At 63.4% G+C, this 16,644-nt stretch carries 14 protein-coding genes and 1 tRNA gene; 2 read left to right on the plus strand and 13 right to left on the minus strand.

Annotated features, from left to right (window positions below; translation table 11 throughout):
* Window positions 1-16 precede the first annotated feature (16 nt).
* The 5 genes from OEG81_RS09955 to OEG81_RS09975 form a co-directional block, all read right to left on the minus strand.
* On the minus strand, window positions 17-418 hold the full coding sequence (locus tag OEG81_RS09955; RefSeq protein ID WP_264129078.1) for a PTS sugar transporter subunit IIA: 402 nt from the start codon (window positions 416-418) through the stop codon (window positions 17-19).
* Window positions 419-1,378: a glutathione synthase gene (gshB, locus tag OEG81_RS09960; protein ID WP_264129079.1), complete on the minus strand. Its 960-nt coding sequence runs from the start codon at window positions 1,376-1,378 to the stop codon at window positions 419-421.
* A gap of 63 nt (window positions 1,379-1,441) precedes the next feature.
* Window positions 1,442-2,047 (minus strand): translation initiation factor IF-3, encoded by a 606-nt coding sequence (gene infC, locus OEG81_RS09965; protein WP_264129080.1) that lies wholly within the window; start codon window positions 2,045-2,047, stop codon window positions 1,442-1,444.
* Window positions 2,022-3,968, minus strand: a complete 1,947-nt coding sequence (thrS, locus tag OEG81_RS09970) for a threonine--tRNA ligase (RefSeq protein WP_264129081.1) — start codon at window positions 3,966-3,968, stop codon at window positions 2,022-2,024. The genes infC and thrS overlap by 26 nt, the downstream gene beginning before the upstream one ends.
* Before the next feature lie 331 nt (window positions 3,969-4,299).
* Window positions 4,300-4,376: transfer RNA gene (locus tag OEG81_RS09975), tRNA-Val, on the minus strand.
* A gap of 174 nt (window positions 4,377-4,550) precedes the next feature.
* On the opposite strand from OEG81_RS09975, the gene egtB reads away from it, so the two are divergent.
* Both egtB and egtD read left to right on the plus strand, forming a co-directional pair.
* Window positions 4,551-5,834 carry an ergothioneine biosynthesis protein EgtB gene (egtB, locus tag OEG81_RS09980; protein WP_412034054.1) on the plus strand — a complete coding sequence of 428 codons (1,284 nt, stop codon included), beginning with the start codon at window positions 4,551-4,553 and terminating at the stop codon, window positions 5,832-5,834.
* Entirely contained in the window at window positions 5,831-6,823 is a 993-nt protein-coding gene (gene egtD, locus OEG81_RS09985; RefSeq protein WP_412034055.1) for an L-histidine N(alpha)-methyltransferase, read from the plus strand. Before egtB ends, egtD begins: the two co-directional genes overlap by 4 nt.
* A gap of 36 nt (window positions 6,824-6,859) precedes the next feature.
* Here egtD and kynU read toward each other — a convergent pair whose 3' ends face one another.
* From kynU to leuB, 8 genes are all read right to left on the minus strand, one after another.
* A complete protein-coding gene (kynU, locus tag OEG81_RS09990; protein ID WP_264129082.1) occupies window positions 6,860-8,110 on the minus strand; it encodes a kynureninase in 1,251 nt (416 codons plus the stop codon).
* A 42-nt stretch (window positions 8,111-8,152) separates the two neighbouring features.
* Entirely contained in the window at window positions 8,153-8,818 is a 666-nt protein-coding gene (locus OEG81_RS09995) for a phosphoribosylanthranilate isomerase (RefSeq protein WP_264129083.1), read from the minus strand.
* Window positions 8,819-8,833: 15 nt separating this feature from the next.
* Entirely contained in the window at window positions 8,834-10,516 is a 1,683-nt protein-coding gene (locus OEG81_RS10000; protein WP_264129084.1) for a TRAP transporter large permease, read from the minus strand.
* A gap of 2 nt (window positions 10,517-10,518) precedes the next feature.
* Window positions 10,519-11,151 carry a TRAP transporter small permease subunit gene (locus tag OEG81_RS10005; RefSeq protein ID WP_264129085.1) on the minus strand — a complete coding sequence of 211 codons (633 nt, stop codon included), beginning with the start codon at window positions 11,149-11,151 and terminating at the stop codon, window positions 10,519-10,521.
* Window positions 11,152-11,309: 158 nt separating this feature from the next.
* Window positions 11,310-12,119: a tRNA pseudouridine(38-40) synthase TruA gene (gene truA / locus OEG81_RS10010; protein ID WP_264129086.1), complete on the minus strand. Its 810-nt coding sequence runs from the start codon at window positions 12,117-12,119 to the stop codon at window positions 11,310-11,312.
* 9 nt (window positions 12,120-12,128) lie between these two features.
* Window positions 12,129-14,213: a FimV family protein gene (locus tag OEG81_RS10015; protein WP_264129087.1), complete on the minus strand. Its 2,085-nt coding sequence runs from the start codon at window positions 14,211-14,213 to the stop codon at window positions 12,129-12,131.
* Window positions 14,214-14,296: 83 nt separating this feature from the next.
* Window positions 14,297-15,427, minus strand: coding sequence for an aspartate-semialdehyde dehydrogenase (gene asd, locus OEG81_RS10020; RefSeq protein ID WP_264129088.1), 1,131 nt, complete (start codon window positions 15,425-15,427; stop codon window positions 14,297-14,299).
* A gap of 49 nt (window positions 15,428-15,476) precedes the next feature.
* Entirely contained in the window at window positions 15,477-16,553 is a 1,077-nt protein-coding gene (leuB, locus tag OEG81_RS10025) for a 3-isopropylmalate dehydrogenase (RefSeq protein ID WP_264129089.1), read from the minus strand.
* Window positions 16,554-16,644: the final 91 nt, after the last annotated feature.

The following is a 16,644-nucleotide window of genomic DNA, read 5'->3' on the forward strand; positions in this document are numbered from 1 at the left end:
AAACCAGGGGTGCGGATCAACAGGCCTTATCGGCATTGACAATGCCGCGCAACGCCCCCAGCCGGACGCTTTCGCTGAGCTTGTCGGGATTTTCCTGTTGCTCGGTCAGCGCCTTCAGGACCATGCACAAATTTGTACCGGTAATGAGATGGGCGGTCAAGCCTCGATCGGTGGCCAGATTGAGCGCGCGCTTGGCGATATTGAACGGCGTCGCGCCGAATATATCGCACAGCACCAGCGTGGCCTCGTCCGGCGTCCCCAGCAACTGCCTGGCCAGGAGGGTGACCTGCGCCTCCGGGTCGGCGTCGGGAGCGACGTCGAATACGGTCAGGTCCGCGTCATGGCCCAGCACGTGCCCGGCGCAGGCCGCAAAGGCCGCGCCCAGCGGCTCATGCATGACCAATACGATACGCGCCATTCAAGCACCCACCGCCTGTTCAAGCGCCAGCGCAAAATGAGCGGCCACATCGAAATCGGTTTGTTCGGTGATCTCGACGAAACAGGTCGGACTGGTGACGTTGATTTCAGTGACGTAATCGCCGATGACGTCCAGTCCCACCAGCAACAGGCCGCGATCATGCAGGCGCGGGCCGACGGCCTGTGCGATTTCAAGATCGCGCGGAGTCAGCGGCTGGGCCACTCCCCTGCCGCCCGCCGCCAGGTTGCCGCGGGTCTCTCCGGCCAGCGGGATGCGCGCCAGGCAATAAGGCACGGGCTGCCCGGCGATAAGCAGGATGCGCTTGTCGCCATTGACGATCTCGGGAATATAGCGTTGCGCCATGATGGTGCGCGCCCCGTTGTCGGTGAGGGTTTCCAGTATGGCGCCGAGATTCGGCTCTGCTTCGCGCAGGCGGAATATTCCGGTGCCGCCCATGCCGTCCAGGGGCTTTACGATGACGTCGCGGTACTGGGCATGGAAGGCGCGCAGCCGGGCCATGTCGCGCGTGACCAGTGTGGGCGATGTGAATTCCGCAAATTCCGTGATGGCCAGCTTCTCGGGGTGGTTGCGTATGGCCGCCCCGGAATTGAATACGCGGGCGCCCTGGGCCTGCGCGTACTCGAGCATGTGCGTGGCGTACACGTACTCCATGTCGAAGGGAGGATCCTTGCGCATGAGAACCGCATCGAATTCGGACAGGACCGCATCGCGCCGCGGCGCCCTGTCGCTCCACCATGCATGGCCGTGCAAGTCGGCGCCCTCGACCAGGCCGATGCCCGTGGCCGCCGCCTTGACCACCCCTTCGTCGATGAACAGGCCGCCCTGATAGGCCACGCTAAGCGTGTGGCCGCGGGCCGCAAGAGCCCTCATCATGGCCACGGATGAGTCTTTATACGCCTTGAGGGCGGGCAAGGGATCGATGATGAACAATACGTGCATAAGGCACCTGCGTGTACCCCATCCGACGGGGTCGGCCCGTCGGATGGGGTGTGTGGAGCCGGGTCAGCCGGCGGATTCGCCCGCTTTGCCCGGAGCCGCCTTCTTGCGCGGGGCGAGAACCATGACCATCTGTCGGCCTTCCAGCTTCGGCATGGCCTCGACCTGGCAGAGTTCGACGAGGTCGTCGCGCACGCGTTCGAGTACACGCATGCCCAGTTCCTGGTGCGCCATTTCGCGGCCGCGGAAACGCAGGGTCACTTTGGCTTTGTCGCCTTCCTCGATGAAGCGGCGCAGGTTGCGCAGCTTGACCTGGTAGTCGCCTTCATCGGTTCCCGGCCGGAATTTGACTTCCTTGACCTGGATGATTTTTTGCTTGGCGCGAGCTTCTTGCTGGCGCTTCTGTTCTTGGTACTTGAATTTGCCGTAATCCATCAGGCGGCAAACCGGCGGCGCCGCATTGGGTGCGATTTCGACCAGATCGACTTCGTGCTGTTCTGACAAGTGGAGAGCTTCGGAGGTTTTGACCACTCCTAGTTGCTCGCCATCTACTCCAATAAGTCGCACCTCGGGGACGCGGATTTCACCATTGATGCGATGTGGTTTTTCGGTTGCGATGTCTAAGACTCCTAGAATTGATAAAAAATCAGGCCTGTGCGGCTTCCCCGCCATTATGACGGGAATCGATTTCGTTTTGCAGGCTTGCGGCAAAGTCGGCCAGCGGCATGACACCCAGGTCGACGCCACCGCGCCCGCGCACCGCCACCTGGCCGGTTTCGCGTTCTTTCTCACCCACCACCAGAATGTACGGTATTTTTTGCATGCTGTGTTCACGGATTTTACGGGTGATTTTTTCACCACGCAAATCGGAACTGGCTCTAAACCCTTGTTTTTTCAGGCTTAGGGCGATTTCGTCCGCATAAGAGGCCGATGCTTCGGAAATGCAGCACACCACCGCATGCTCGGGCGAGAGCCAGGCCGGCATGGCGCCGGCGTGATTCTCGATCAGCATGCCGATGAAACGCTCGAGCGAACCCAGGATGGCCCGGTGCAGCATGACGGGCGTCTTGCGCTGGTCGGCGGCGTCCACGTACTCGGCGCCCAGGCGCTGCGGCATGGAAAAGTCGACCTGTATCGTTCCGCACTGCCAGTGCCGCCCGATGGCGTCCTTCAGCGTGTATTCGACCTTGGGGCCGTAGAAGGCGCCCTCGCCGGGCGATACCTCGTACTCGCAGCCGGTGCGGTCCAGGCTTTCCATCAAGGCCTGTTCCGCCCTGTCCCAGACCTCGTCCGAGCCTATGCGTTTTTCGGGACGGGTCGCCACCTTGTATAGGATGTCGGTGAAGCCGAAGTCGGCATACACCTTCTGCAGCAAGGCCGTGAACGCGGCGCACTCGTCCTGCAACTGGTCTTCGGTACAGAAAATGTGGCCATCGTCCTGCGTAAAGCCGCGCACGCGCATCATGCCGTGCAGCGAGCCTGAAGGCTCGTTGCGGTGACACTGCCCGAATTCGCCATAGCGTATGGGCAGCTCGCGGTAGGAATGCAGGCCGGCATTGAAGATCTGCACATGACCCGGGCAGTTCATCGGCTTCAGGCCGTATGTGCGGTTCTCGGACTCGGTGGTGAACATGTTCTCGGCGTAGTTGTCCCAGTGGCCGGTCTTCTTCCACAGCGACAGATCCAGGATCTGCGGCGCCTTGACTTCCTGATAGCCGTTGTCCTGATAGACTTTCCGCATGTACTGCTCGACCTGCTGCCACAAGGTCCAGCCCTTGGGGTGCCAGAAGATCAGGCCCGGCGCCTCGTCCTGGAAGTGGAACAGGTCCAGTTCGCGGCCCAGCTTGCGGTGATCGCGCCGCTCGGCCTCTTCCAGCATGGTCAGGTAGGCGGACTGCTCTTCCTTGGTGGCCCAGGCCGTGCCGTAAATGCGCTGCAGCATCTCGTTCTTGCTGTCGCCGCGCCAATAGGCGCCGGCCACCTTCATCAGCTTGAACACCTTCAGCTTGCCCGTGGACGGCACATGAGGCCCCCGGCACAAGTCGATGAAGTCGCCTTCGCGATACAGGCTGATCGGTTCATTGGACGGAATCGAGGCGATGATCTCGGCCTTGTAGTGCTCGCCTATGCCTTTGAAATACGCCACGGCGTCGTCGCGCAGCCACTCTTCGCGGGTCACGGTCTCGTCCTTCTTCGCCAGTTCGGCCATTTTCTTCTCGATGGCTTCCAGGTCCTCGGGCGTGAAGGGCCTTTTGTAGGAGAAGTCGTAATAGAAGCCGTTTTCGATGACCGGGCCTATCGTGACCTGCGCGTCGGGAAACAGCGACTTGACGGCGTAGGCCAGCAAGTGGGCCGTGGAGTGCCGGATGAGGTCCAGGCCATCGGCGTCCTTGGCGGTGATGATGGCCAGCTGGCTGTCGCGGTCCATGACGAAACTGGTGTCGACCAGCCTGGGATCCGCGCCGTCGGTCGTCACGCGCCCGGCCAGCGCCGCCCGCCCCAGGCCGGTGCCTATGGAGTGCGCAACATCGCTGACGGAAACGGGACCGGGGAATTCGCGCTGCGAACCATCGGGCAAGGTGATCTGAACCATGTGGACATCCTGAAAATGCAAAAACGCGGCCAGTGCCGCGTTTTGGGTATGTTGATTTTGCTGGTCAGCTGAAAAACAGTACGCGGCGACGTCTAGAAATGCCAGGTCGTAGTTCGCGTGGTGTTCATGCTTGGGTCGGCTATCGTCAAATAAATAAATCGTTGCTTTAGTGTAACACCTGCGCGCCGTCCGGCAGCCCCATGCACCCCGAAACGGCGGCATCATGAGCCGATCTACGGCGGTATGTTGTAAAAAAACCCGCAAAGCAATGCGCTGTGCGGGTTTTGAATCTTTCATGGCAACGAGATGGCCGCCATGAAAGGAAGGTATCTGGTAGGCAGTACTGGATTCGAACCAGCGACCTCTACGATGTCAACGTAGCGCTCTAACCAACTGAGCTAACCGCCTAGAAAGAACGAGATTCTAGCGTACTTGTTTTGTGTTTGTCAAAAGGCGCCCCAAACGCCAGGAAAACGGCCACCGCGGCCCATAGCCGGCCTTACCGCCTGCCGGATATGCCGCGCGCCCCGGGCACGCCGCTTGCTGGCTGCCGACGATTGTAACTGAACAGGTGTCGGGCCCATGCCCATAACGTCCTCCCTTGCCAAATCTTCCCCTGCCGCAACGCCATCGGGCCTGAACGAAGCGCGCGGCTGCATGCAGGTGCTGTATTCGGCGGTGCGCAGCGAAACCTTGAAACGGGCGTCGCCCTTGTCGGCCGAAGACCAATGCCTGCAATCCATGCCCGACGCCAGCCCCACGAAATGGCATCTGGCGCACACCAGCTGGTTTTTCGAAGCAATGCTGCTTCGCCCTTACCTGCCCGGCTATCGGCCGTTCGACGAGCGCTATTTCTATCTGTTCAATTCTTATTACGACGCGCTGGGCGCCCGGCTGGCCAGGGCCGAGCGCGGACTGATCAGCCGGCCGTCCCTGGATGAAGTCCATGCCTACCGCCGCCGCATCGACAACGATATGGCGCAATTGATGGAGCAGTCCGATGCCTCGCTTTGGCAGCGCATATGTCCGCTCATCATGCTGGGATTGAATCACGAGCAGCAGCACCAGGAACTGCTGCTGACCGACATCGTCCATGCGCTGTGGCGCAATCCGCTGCGGCCCGCCTACCTGGCGCCGGCTGATCAAAGCCCTTTGCCTAAGGGGCATGCCCGGGAACCGCGATGGATGGATTTTCCCGGAGGCCTTGCGCCCATCGGGCATGAGGCCGGCGGAGAAGATCTGTTCGCGTTCGACAACGAAACGCCGCGGCATACCGTGCTGCTGCAACCCTATCGCCTATGCGACCGCCTGCTGACCTGCGGCGAGTATGCCGAATTCATCGATGACGGAGGCTATGCCCAGCCCCGGTTCTGGCTGTCCGACGGCTGGGCCATGGTTCAGCAGCAAGGCTGGCGGGCCCCCATCTACTGGTCGAGGCCCGACGGCGCCCGGGAGCCGGAGGACTGGCGGGTCTACGGCTTGAACGGCTCGCTTCCTCTTGCGGCGTCCGAGCCGGTGACCAACCTGAGCTTCTACGAAGCGGCCGCCTATGCGGAATGGGCCGGCGCGCGGCTGCCCACCGAGTTCGAATGGGAGGCGGCGGCCGCCGATCCCCGCATTGACCAGGCCTGCGGCCACGCCTGGCAATGGACGCGCTCGTCCTACGACCCCTATCCCGGATTTCGCCCGACGCCTGGCGCGACGGGCGAATACAACGGGAAATTCATGGTGGGGCAAATGGTCTTGCGCGGCAGCAGCCTGGCCACGCCTTCAGGCCATGCGCGAACCACCTATCGGAACTTTTTCCCCCCCGCCGCGCGCTGGCAGTTTGCGGGCGTACGCCTGGCCAAGGACGGCAAATCATGACATCGGTCCAGCTTATGCGCACACCCGCGTCCGCGATGGACATCTGCCCGGCCGAAACGGCCGGCGAGTTCTTCGAAGACATGAGGCGGGCTTTGGCCGCGGCGCCTCATCGCCTGCCGCCCAAATACTTCTATGATGAAAAAGGATCGGCGCTCTTCGACCGCATTTGCGAACTGCCCGAGTATTATCCGACGCGAACCGAGCTGGACCTGCTGGCGCGCCATGCCGGCGACATCGCGCAACGCATGGGGACACGGGCCGAGATCGTGGAATTCGGCGCTGGTTCGCTGCGGAAAATCCGCCTGCTGCTGGATGCGCTGGACCGCCCCGCCCGCTACCTGCCCATAGACATATCCGGGGAACACCTTGCCGCCTGCGCGCGGAGGCTCAAGGCCGATTACCCGGACCTGGCGCTGCGCCCCATCGTGGGCGACTACACCGCGGACATCATTTCCTGGCCTGTTGAAGAAGGGTTCCCGCCGGGCCGCCGCTACGGCTTCTTCCCGGGATCCACACTGGGCAATCTGGATCCGCCCCAGGCTCTGGATTTCCTGAGGCATGCGCGCCGGCTGCTGCGCGGCGGCGCCCTGCTGCTGGGCGTGGACCTGATCAAGCAGCCAGCCATCCTGCATGCCGCCTACAACGACAGCGCCGGCATTACAGCCGCCTTCAACCTGAACGTGCTGGCCCGCGCCAACCGCGAACTGGGCACGGATTTCGATATCGGGCAGTTCGCCCATGCCGCCTTCTACAACGCCCCGCTAAGGCGCGTGGAAATGCATCTGATAAGCCGGCGGAGGCAAACAATAAGCCTGGGAACGGAATGCTTCAGCCTTGACGAAGGCGACACGCTGCATACCGAATGCTCGTACAAATATACGGTGCAAGGATTGCAGTCCATGGCGCGGCAAGCGGGCTTGCAGCCGACCGCCGCCTGGGTCGATACGGAAAAGCTGTTCAGCCTGCACTGGCTGGAAGCGCCGGCCTGACGGTCCGGCCCGGCGCACGGCGTTCCCGCCGCCGGTTCAGGTGACGGCCTGCGGAACGCGGTTCACATCGTAGGCCTGCTGATCGAGTATGCGGGCCAGGGCGTCGACGGCATCCCACACGTCCACGAAGCGAAGATACAGGGGCGTGAAGCCGAAGCGCATGATCTGCGGTTCCCGATAGTCGCCGATGACACCCTTCTCGATAAGCGCCTGGACGATCGCGTAGCCGTGCGGATGGCGGAAGCTGACGTGGCTGCCACGCTGCGCATGCGCGCGGGGCGTGGCCAGTTCGAGCGGATGCGCCGCGCAGCGGTGCTCGACCAGATCGATGAACAGGTCCGTCATGGCCAGGGACTTCCTGCGCAGCGCCGCCATGTCGGTCCGGGCAAATATGTCGAGCCCGCACTCCACCAGCGACAGCGAGACGGTGGGCTGCGTGCCGCACAGGGCGCTGCGTATGGTGGGGCAGGCCTGAAAATCAGCCTGCATGGCAAAGGGTGCCGCATGCCCCCACCAGCCCGACAAGGGATGCGAGAAGCTGGGCATGAGCCGGGGTGCGACCCAGATGAAGGCCGGCGCGCCGGGCCCGCCATTCAGGTATTTATAGGTGCAGCCGACGGCGAAATCGGCGTCGGCGCCAGCCAGGTCGACCGGCACCGCACCCGCCGAATGCGCCAGATCCCAGATCGCAAGAGCGCCCTGCTGGTGGGCATGCCGGGTCAGCGCGTCCATATCCAGAAGGCGACCGCTGCGGTAATTGACGTGGGTCAGTAGGACGGCGGCGACATCCTGATCGATGGCGGATGGCAGTTCGTCGGGCGTATCGACCAGCCTTAATTGATAGCCGCGGTCCAGCCAGCGGGCCAGCCCCTGCGCAATGTAAAGATCGGTGGGAAAGTTGTCGCGCTCGGAGACGATGAACCTGCGTCCCGCCGTCGAACCCCGCCCGGCCTGGATATGCAGGGCGGCCGCCAGGGCCTTGAACAGGTTGATCGAGGTCGAGTCGCTGACGACCACTTCGCCCCGCCCCGCGCCGATAAGCGGCGCCAGCTTGTCGCCCAGCTTGACGGGCAGCTCGAACCAGCCGGCCGTGTTCCAGCTGCGGACAAGGTCTTCGCCCCATTCAAGCTCGACCACCTGGCGCGCCCTTTCCAACGCGGCTCTGGGCCGCGCGCCCAGGGAGTTCCCATCCAGGTAGATAATGCCTTCCGGCAGGAAGAATTCGTTTCTGAACTGGGCCAGGCCATCGCTTTCGTCCATGGCCAGGCAGTCTTCGCGGCGAGTCATTGGACTCTCCTTCAGCAGTCATTGCACCGAAGTATTATAGGCTTAAAGGTTTTCCGATGCCGCCCGCAACGCCTGCATGAATGCGCCGATTTTTTCGGCCGACTTGATGCCCGCGGTGGTCTCGACCCTGCTGCTGACATCGACCGCATACGGACGGACCTGCTGAATCAGTTGCCCGATGGAGTCGGGCTTGAGTCCGCCGGCCAGCACCATGGGCCGGCTGTCGGATGCCGCCCGCACGTCGCGCAGCAAGCCGACATCGAAGGACAGCCCGCTGCCGCCATAGCCCGCGCTATAGCTGTCGAACAGCCAGGCGCTTGCCGATGCATAGCGGCGGCAAGCCTGCAGTACGGCGGCGGGCGTGTCCAGGCCCGGTCCGCCCACGCGGAAGGCCCGCATATAGGGCCGGCCGAAGCTGGCGCAATACTCCGGGGCCTCGTCGCCGTGAAATTGCAGCAGGTCGGGCTGCACCTGCTCGATGACGGCGCGCACGTCCGGCTCGGATGCGTTCACGAACAGCGCCGTCACGCTGACGAAGGCGGGTACGGCCAGGCGCAGCAGACGGGCCTGCTCGATGCCGACAAAGCGCTTGCTGCCCTCGTAGAACACGAAGCCGATGGCATCGGCCCCGGCCCGCGCCGCGGCATCGATGTCTTCGGCGCGCGTCAGGCCGCATATCTTGACGCGGGTGCGCAGGGGTGGAGTCATTCTGGATACGCCATGCTATTTGAACGCGGCGCCGGCATCGCCGAAACCGCCGCCTTCGCCGCCGTAGGAATCAGAACCATAGGCGTTGGTGGTGCCGAACTGCACGGTGGATGGATCGACCCCGGTATCTTCGTGCTTGTAGTGCGTGACCATGCCCGGAAACACCATGACGGCGGCGACCATGAGGATCTGTATGCAGATGAACGGCACCGAACCCCAATAGATCTGGCCGGTGGTGACCTTGGGAATCAACTTGCCGGTCACACGGTCATGATAATCCTCTTTGGGGGCCACCGACCGCAAATAGAACAGGGCGAAGCCGAAAGGCGGATGCATGAAGGACGTTTGCATGTTTACGGCAAGCAGCACGCCGAACCAGATAAGATCTATGCCCATTTTCTCGGCTACGGGCCCAAGCAGCGGAATGATGATGAAGGCCAGTTCGAAGAAATCGAGAAAGAAGGCCAGGAAAAAGGTCAGAACGCTGACGACGATGAGGAAGCCCCACTCGCCGCCCGGCAGGCCGATAAGCAGGTGCTCGACCCAGAGGTCGCCGTTCACGCCCCGGAAGCTCAGGCTGAATACCGTGGAGCCGACCAGGATGAAGACCACGAAGCATGACAGCTTGGTGGTGGTGTCCATGGCCTGCTTGAGCAGCGCGAAGGAAAAGCGTCCGCGCGACACGGCCATGACCAGCGCGCCGACGGCGCCCATGGCCCCGCCCTCGGTGGGGGTGGCCACGCCGATGAAAATGGTGCCCAGTACCAGGAAGATGAGAAACAGGGGCGGAATCATGACGAAGGTGACGCGCTCGGCGATCTCGGACAGCAGGCCCAGGCGCAATACCTTGTTGACCAGGGCGATGACCAGGGCGGTGATGCCCCAGGCCATCAGACTGATCACCACCCGCTCGTCCACCGGCACCTGCGTATGCTCGCTGAAGTAATGCTGGGTGGCGAAATACGATACCGTGGAGGCGATGATGGTCAGTACCAGCAGCGAACGCAAGCCCCGGCTGCCGTCCGGCTTGACGTAAATGCGCGCCTCTTCGGGCAGGGCCGGCGCGCTGGAGGGCCGGATGAAGGAAACCGCCAGGACATAGACGATATAGGAGCCGGCCAGCAGCATCCCCGGCACCATCGCGCCCCGGTACATGTCGCCGATGGAGCGGCCCAGCTGGTCGGCCAGGATGATGAGCACCAGCGACGGGGGAATGATCTGCGACAAGGTGCCCGACGCGGCGATGACCCCCGAGGCCAGCCTGCGGTCATAGCCGTAGCGCAGCATGATGGGCAGCGAGATGAGGCCCATGGAGATCACTGATGCCGAAACCACGCCGGTGGTGGCCGCCAGCATGGCGCCCACCAGCACCACGGCAATCGCCAGGCCGCCGCGTATGGGGCCGAACAGCTGCCCCACGGTTTCAAGGAGGTCTTCGGCCATGCCGGAGCGTTCGAGTATGAGGCCCATCAGCGTGAAGAAAGGCACGGCCAGCAGCGTATCGTTGGCCACGATGCCGAAGACACGCTGCGGCAGGGCCTGGAACAGGGCGGGCTGCATCAGGCCCAGGTCGATGGCGACCAGCCCGTACAGGATGCCGTTGGCGGCCAGTGAAAACGCAACGGGAAAGCCCAGCAGCAAAAACACGATCAGGTTGATGAACATGATCGGGGCCAGGTTATCGACAAAAAACTCCATGATTAACGGCCCTTGCTTGCTGTGTTGTCGTCATTGGCGGTTTGCGGGGCATCCAGTTGGGCCTGTCGCAGGATTTCTTCGGCCAGCTCTTCTTCGGCCGTCTTGGCATGCTGGCGCGCCAGGGGATCGGGGCAGGCGCCGCGCAAAAAGCCCACGCACTTTATCAGGTGGGACAGGCCCGCCAGGATAAGCAGGAAGAAGCCCACCGGTATGAGCAGCTTGGCCGGCCAGCGGATCAGGCCGCCGGTGTTCGAGGACAGCTCGTGCAGCACGAAGGACTCATAGAAGAAAGGCAGCGACAGCCAGAAGATGAGCATGCAGGCCGGAAACAGGAAGAACAGGATCCCGAAGATTTCTATCTTTATCTGGGTGCGCTTGGAAAACTTCTGTGCCAGAACGTCGACCCGGACGTGCTCGTTGCGTAAAAAGGTGTAGCCGGCTGCCAGCAGGAAAATGGCGCCGAACAGATACCATTGCAGCTCCAGCCAGGCATTGGAGCTTACGCTGAACACCTTGCGCACCACGGCGTTGGTCGCGCTGACCAGGACCACCAGCAGGGTCAGCCAGATGACGGCCTGCCCGACCTTGACGTTGATGGCGTCGATTGTTTTGGATAAGGAAAGAAGGAATTTCATGGGTCCCACTAAGCGAGGGGTAACGACGATGCCCGGCAAATCACGCGCCAGAGCCGGTGTCTGATGCAACAACCGGCGTGCAATGCGAGATGTGTCTGACGGAAACGGATGAATTCTATACGATAGCCGCGGGCTTTACTCTCGGTATAAGCCCCCGGTCAATGCGGCGGCATCAGGCCCAGGTGTGAAAACAAAGCCTGCGCGGGGTCGGCGATGGGCAACTGAAAGCCCTCGGGGTATTGCACCTGCGCCAGGTACAGGCCGTCGGGCGCGAAAGTCGGTGCCGCCCTTTTTCGATCGCGCTGGGCAAGCAATTCGTCGATCCACTCGGCTTCCTGCCGGCCCTGCCCCACGTACAGCAGGGCGCCCATCAGATTGCGCACCATATGGTGCAGGAACGCATTGGCTTTGAAGGTGAACAGGAAATACTCGCCGTGCTGGACGATGTCCAGCACGCTCAGGTTCCGGACCGGGCTGGCCGCCTGGCACTGCGACGACCTGAAGCTGCTGAAATCATGCTCGCCCACCAGCCTGACCGCCGCCTGCCGCATGCGCGCAAGATCGAGCGCATGATAGACCCAGCCCACCCTTGCATGCATCAAAGGCGTACGCTGCCGGGCATTGCGGACCAGATAGACATAACTGCGGGACAAGGCCGAAAAGCGCGCATGGAACTCGTCCGGCACGATACGCGCCCACTGGACGGCGATGCTGTCGGGCAGCAAGGCGTTGAGCCCTCTTACCCAGGACTCGCCGCGTCTTTCCACGGCGGTGTCCAGGTGCACGACCTGGCCCAGCGCATGCACGCCGGTGTCCGTGCGGCCCGCGCAGATGGTGCCCACGGGCTGCGCCAGGAAACGGGCCAACGCCGATTCGAGCGTGTCCTGGACCGTGCCCCCGCCGCGCTGGGTCTGCCAGCCCAGCCACCGGGAACCGTCGTAGGCTATGCCCAACGCCACACGCGGCATAAGGCGGGCCTAGCTTCTGCCTGAACGGGAGCCGGATGAGGGCTCCTGCTCCAGATCGAGATTGATCTGATCGAGCTTTTCCTTGACCATGCTTTCGGTGATGACGCCCTGATTGTCATCGTGACGTCCGGTGTTGGCCCGGCGCAGGAGCCAGGCGATGATCAGCACAATGAATGCCAATACGCCGGTAATGACACCCAGCATATGCTCTTGAAACCACGACACGGTCTGTTCCGCCTTTGTAGAGTCTGCTTGCGCCGCTCCGTTTGCATTATCGGGGCTTGCGGAAGCGCTGCCGCCCGCGCCGGCCGAAGCGCCGGGCCGGGCGGCCGATGTGTTTCCGGCCTGACTGGCCGATGAACCGCCATTGACGGCGGCGCCGCCCGCCGCAGCGCCATTTGCTGTAGAGCTATTTGCTGTAGAGCTATTTGCTGTAGAGCTATTTGCTGTAGAGCTATTTGCTGTAGAGCCGCTTGCGGCGGCTCCGCTGGCTGCGGCGCCAGCGCTTGCGGGCGCACCGTTGGCCGTTGCGCTGCCGGCCTGGACGCCGTCCGCCGCTGTCCCGTTGGCGGATGCGCCGCCAACGGGGCTTGCGTCCGAAGAACCTGGAGCGGTGCCATTGCCGGCGCTATTGCCGCCCGCCGCCCCTGACGCAGCGTCGCTCTTGCCGGCCGCGGCATCGCCGCCGGCCGTGGATCCGCCTTGTCCGCCGGCACCCTGGCCCGCCCCGCCGGCCGCCAGGGCTGCCGCATCGGAACCTGGCTGAGCGGTCGAGCCGCCCGATGCGCCGTCTGCATTTGATCCATCCGCCGCGGCGCCGTTCCCGGCAGCGCCCTCTGCGGCAGCCGTCGCGCCATTGCCCGAGCCCGATGCCGAACCGGCATGGCCGCCGGATGAGGCTGCGGCCGCGCCCTTATCCGCAGCCTCGCCGCCAGCCGCGGCGGCGGCGGATGCGCCGGAGGATAGACTGCCTTCCGCGGCTGAATCCGGCGAACCGCCCGTCACCGCGCTGGCCGCATCAGCCAGCGTCTGGCTCAGGCCTTTTGCGCCGCCCACAACAAGATCCGTCGCGGCGCCGCCCTGGGCCTGCAGCGCCTGGCTGAGGTGCTTGACGTTCTCTTCGAGCTGCGACACGCGCTGCTCGGAATCCTGTATGCCCTTGCGGGCTGCGACGCGGTCGTCGGCACGCGTGTCGGCATCGCCCGCGGAACCCCCGGCCGCTCCGTTGCCGCTTGCCCGGCCGCCAGGAGCCGGCTGGCTGCCGGAAAGACGCAATTGATCCTGCGACTCCCGCGCGGGCTCGCGCTGCTCGGGCTGGCCGGCCGCCGACACCGTGCCCGAGGCGGCCGCGCCGGCCTCCTGGCCCACGGCGGGTGCGCCGCCGGCCAGACGCTGGCGATACAAGGCAAAGGCCTGCGCCTGTTGCATGAAGATGCGGCGGGCTTCCTTGTCGGAAATGGCCGTCAGAGCCGCCATATCGGGCATGGCGAGCGTGGCGCCGGCCTTGACCAGATTGACGTTGTTCTGGATGAAGGCCTGCGGATTGGCTCGCTGGAGCGCAATCATCATCTGATACACGCTGACGCCGGACACCGCATTGCGCAGCGCAATGGCGAACATCGTGTCGCCCTGCTTGACGTGTATGGATTTTTGCGGAACCTGCTGGTTGCCGCCCTGCGTCCCGGCGGACTGGCCGGAACCGCGCAAAGCCGAGCTGCGCTGCGCCGCCAGGGACTCGGGCCCGGCCTGGGTCAGCAGGCTGACCTGGTAGCGCTGCTGGCCCGAAGCGGTGCGCACGTCCAGCAGCAAATCGGCCACCGGACGGTCGAAGGCCTGGCTGGAACGCAGCTGCAAGATCCTGGTGCCCGGGGTATAGCCGTCGACCAGCCGCAATTGCAAGGTGGCCAGATCGACCGGCGGAACCAGACCCGCCTGTTTCCAGTCGTCCGCCGGCGCCGGCCTTACCGCCAGCGAGCGCAGATCGTCGGCGGTGAGCTGAGTGATGGGCACGTCGATGCGCAGGGGCTGGCCCAGCGCCGATACGACGCGCGAATGTCCGAAGCTGGCCGCATACGACGTGGAGCATGCCAGCAATGCCGCCGCCAGTGCCCCGACCAAAGGTTTAGTGTTAACGACTAACGCAGAAGACGACGACACACAGCGGGACATTTGCATTTTTAGAGTTCACCCAAAGTTATTCGCAACATGCGGCGCAGCGGTTCGGCCGCCCCCCATAGTAGCTGATCTCCTACCGTAAAAGCACTTAGATATTCCGGACCCATGGACATCTTGCGCAGACGGCCGACGGGAATATCCAGCGTGCCGGTCACGGCCACCGGAGTCAGTTGCTTCATGGTGGCGTCGCGTTCGTTGGGAATGACCTTGGCCCACTTGGAGCCTTCGCGCAGGATGTCGGTGACCTCGTCCAGCGGAACATCGCGCTTGAGCTTGATGGTAAGCGCCTGGCTGTGGCAACGCATCGCGCCGATGCGCACGCACAGGCCATCGATAGGCGTTGCCGCCGTGCCGAAGGCATCGCCGCGACCCAGTATCTTGTTGGTTTCGGCCTCGGCTTTCCATTCCTCGCGCGACACGCCGTTACCCAGATCCTTGTCGATCCAGGGAATCAGGTTGCCGCCCAGCGGAACGCCGAACTGCTGCTGCGGCAGGCCGGGATCCTGCTGCGCCTGCAGGACGCCGCGATCGATTTCCAGGATGGCGGAGGCGGGATCGTCCAGCAGGTGCTTGACCGAACTGTTGAGCAGGCCGAACTGGGTGAGCAGTTCGCGCATGTGCTGCGCCCCGCCGCCCGATGCCGCCTGGTAGGTCATGCTGGTCATCCATTGGATCAGGTCCTGATTGAACAGGCCGGCCAGGCCCATGAGCATGCAGCTTACCGTGCAATTGCCGCCGACGTAGTTCTTGACGCCGCGCTTGAGCGCGGCATCGATCACGGGACGGTTGACCGGATCGAGCACGATGATGGCGTCATCGGCCATGCGCAGCGTGCTGGCCGCGTCGATCCAGACGCCGTCCCAGCCCGCGGCGCGCAGCTTGGGATACACGGCCGTGGTGTAGTCGCCGCCCTGGGCGGTAAGAATGATGGGCAGTTTTTTCAGCGCTTCGATGTCGTAGGCGTCTTGCAAGGCGCCCGCGCCATCGGCCCAGGCGGGTGCCGCCCCGCCCGCGTTGCTGGTGGAAAAGAACACCGGCTGAAACAAGGAAAAATCATTCTCGTCGCGCATGCGCTGCATGAGGACTGAACCCACCATGCCGCGCCAACCGACTAAACCTACTGCTTGGCTCATGTTAAGTCGCTTAAATAGAAATAAAAGTCAAAAATCGAGTAACGAACTATTATTTTAATGCTTTCAGCACGGCATCACCCATTTCGCTGGTGGAAACCTTGCTCGTGCCGGCCTCGTGGATGTCCGCGGTCCGCAGGCCCTGCTCCAGCACGGCGTGGACGGCGGCCTCGATCCGGGCGGCCTGGGCGGCCTCGTTCAGCGAATAGCGCAGCAGCATGGCGGCCGACAGGATGGTTGCCAGCGGATTGGCCATGTTCTTGCCGGCGATGTCGGGCGCCGAGCCATGGCTGGGCTCGTACAGGCCCTGGTTGGACGCATTGAGCGACGCCGAAGGCAGCATGCCTATCGACCCCGTCAGCATGGCGGCCTCGTCCGACAGGATGTCGCCGAACAGGTTGCCGGTGACGATGACGTCGAACTCCTTGGGCGCGCGCACCAGTTGCATGGCGGCATTGTCCACATACATGTGCGAAAGCTGGACATCGCTATATTCGCTGGACACATCGATCATGATGTCGCGCCAGAATTGCGAAGTCTCCAGCACATTGGCCTTGTCCACGCTGCACAGCCGCTTGCCGCGCTTCTGCGCCGCCTGGAAGGCCACATGCGCAATGCGGCGTATTTCGGACTCGGCGTAATGCATGGTGTCGTAACCCTGGCGCTGGCCCTTGAACGGCCCTTCCGCCACCTCGCGCACGCCGCGCGGCTGGCCGAAATAGATGTCGCCGGTCAGTTCGCGCACGATCAGGATGTCCAGGCCGGCAACGACTTCAGGCTTCAGGGAAGAAGCGTTGGCCAGTTGTGGATACAAAATGGCGGGACGCAAATTGGCGAACAGGCCCAGCGCCTTGCGCAGGCCCAGGATGGCCTGTTCCGGACGCAGCTCGCGCGGCAGCTTGTCGTATTGCCAGTCGCCCACGGCGCCGAACAGGATGGCCGCCGAGTTCCTGGCCAGTTCCAGGGTGGAGGGCGGCAGCGGATGCCCTTGCTCGGCATAGGCGGCACCGCCCACGGGCGCGGTCTGCAGGTCGAGGTCCAGGCCCAGGGCGCCCAGTACGCGCACCGCCTGCTCGGTGATCTCGGGGCCGATTCCGTCCCCGGGCAATACAGCAATCTTGTAAGTCATGATTCTTCCTGAATTAAGTGGGTGTGCGTGTGCCGCACACAGAAAAAGGGCTGCGTCGCCGCGGCCCTTGTCTTATCGATGAAGCCCGGCG

The sequence above is a fragment of the Pollutimonas sp. M17 genome (assembly GCF_025836975.1).
In the GTDB taxonomy this organism is placed as follows: Bacteria; Pseudomonadota; Gammaproteobacteria; order Burkholderiales; family Burkholderiaceae_B.

Coding starts and splice junctions, on each gene's coding strand:
- OEG81_RS10005 (WP_264129085.1), bottom strand. CDS start 11,151: ATGAAATTCCTTCTTTCCTTATCCAAAACAATCGACGCCATCAACGTC.
- asd (WP_264129088.1), bottom strand. CDS start 15,427: ATGAGCCAAGCAGTAGGTTTAGTCGGTTGGCGCGGCATGGTGGGTTCA.
- OEG81_RS10000 (WP_264129084.1), bottom strand. CDS start 10,516: ATGGAGTTTTTTGTCGATAACCTGGCCCCGATCATGTTCATCAACCTG.
- gshB (WP_264129079.1), bottom strand. CDS start 1,378: ATGCACGTATTGTTCATCATCGATCCCTTGCCCGCCCTCAAGGCGTAT.
- egtB (WP_412034054.1), top strand. CDS start 4,551: ATGCCCATAACGTCCTCCCTTGCCAAATCTTCCCCTGCCGCAACGCCA.
- kynU (WP_264129082.1), bottom strand. CDS start 8,110: ATGACTCGCCGCGAAGACTGCCTGGCCATGGACGAAAGCGATGGCCTG.
- truA (WP_264129086.1), bottom strand. CDS start 12,119: ATGCCGCGTGTGGCGTTGGGCATAGCCTACGACGGTTCCCGGTGGCTG.
- OEG81_RS09955 (WP_264129078.1), bottom strand. CDS start 418: ATGGCGCGTATCGTATTGGTCATGCATGAGCCGCTGGGCGCGGCCTTT.
- thrS (WP_264129081.1), bottom strand. CDS start 3,968: ATGGTTCAGATCACCTTGCCCGATGGTTCGCAGCGCGAATTCCCCGGT.
- infC (WP_264129080.1), bottom strand. CDS start 2,047: ATGGCGGGGAAGCCGCACAGGCCTGATTTTTTATCAATTCTAGGAGTC.
- OEG81_RS09995 (WP_264129083.1), bottom strand. CDS start 8,818: ATGACTCCACCCCTGCGCACCCGCGTCAAGATATGCGGCCTGACGCGC.
- egtD (WP_412034055.1), top strand. CDS start 5,831: ATGACATCGGTCCAGCTTATGCGCACACCCGCGTCCGCGATGGACATC.
- leuB (WP_264129089.1), bottom strand. CDS start 16,553: ATGACTTACAAGATTGCTGTATTGCCCGGGGACGGAATCGGCCCCGAG.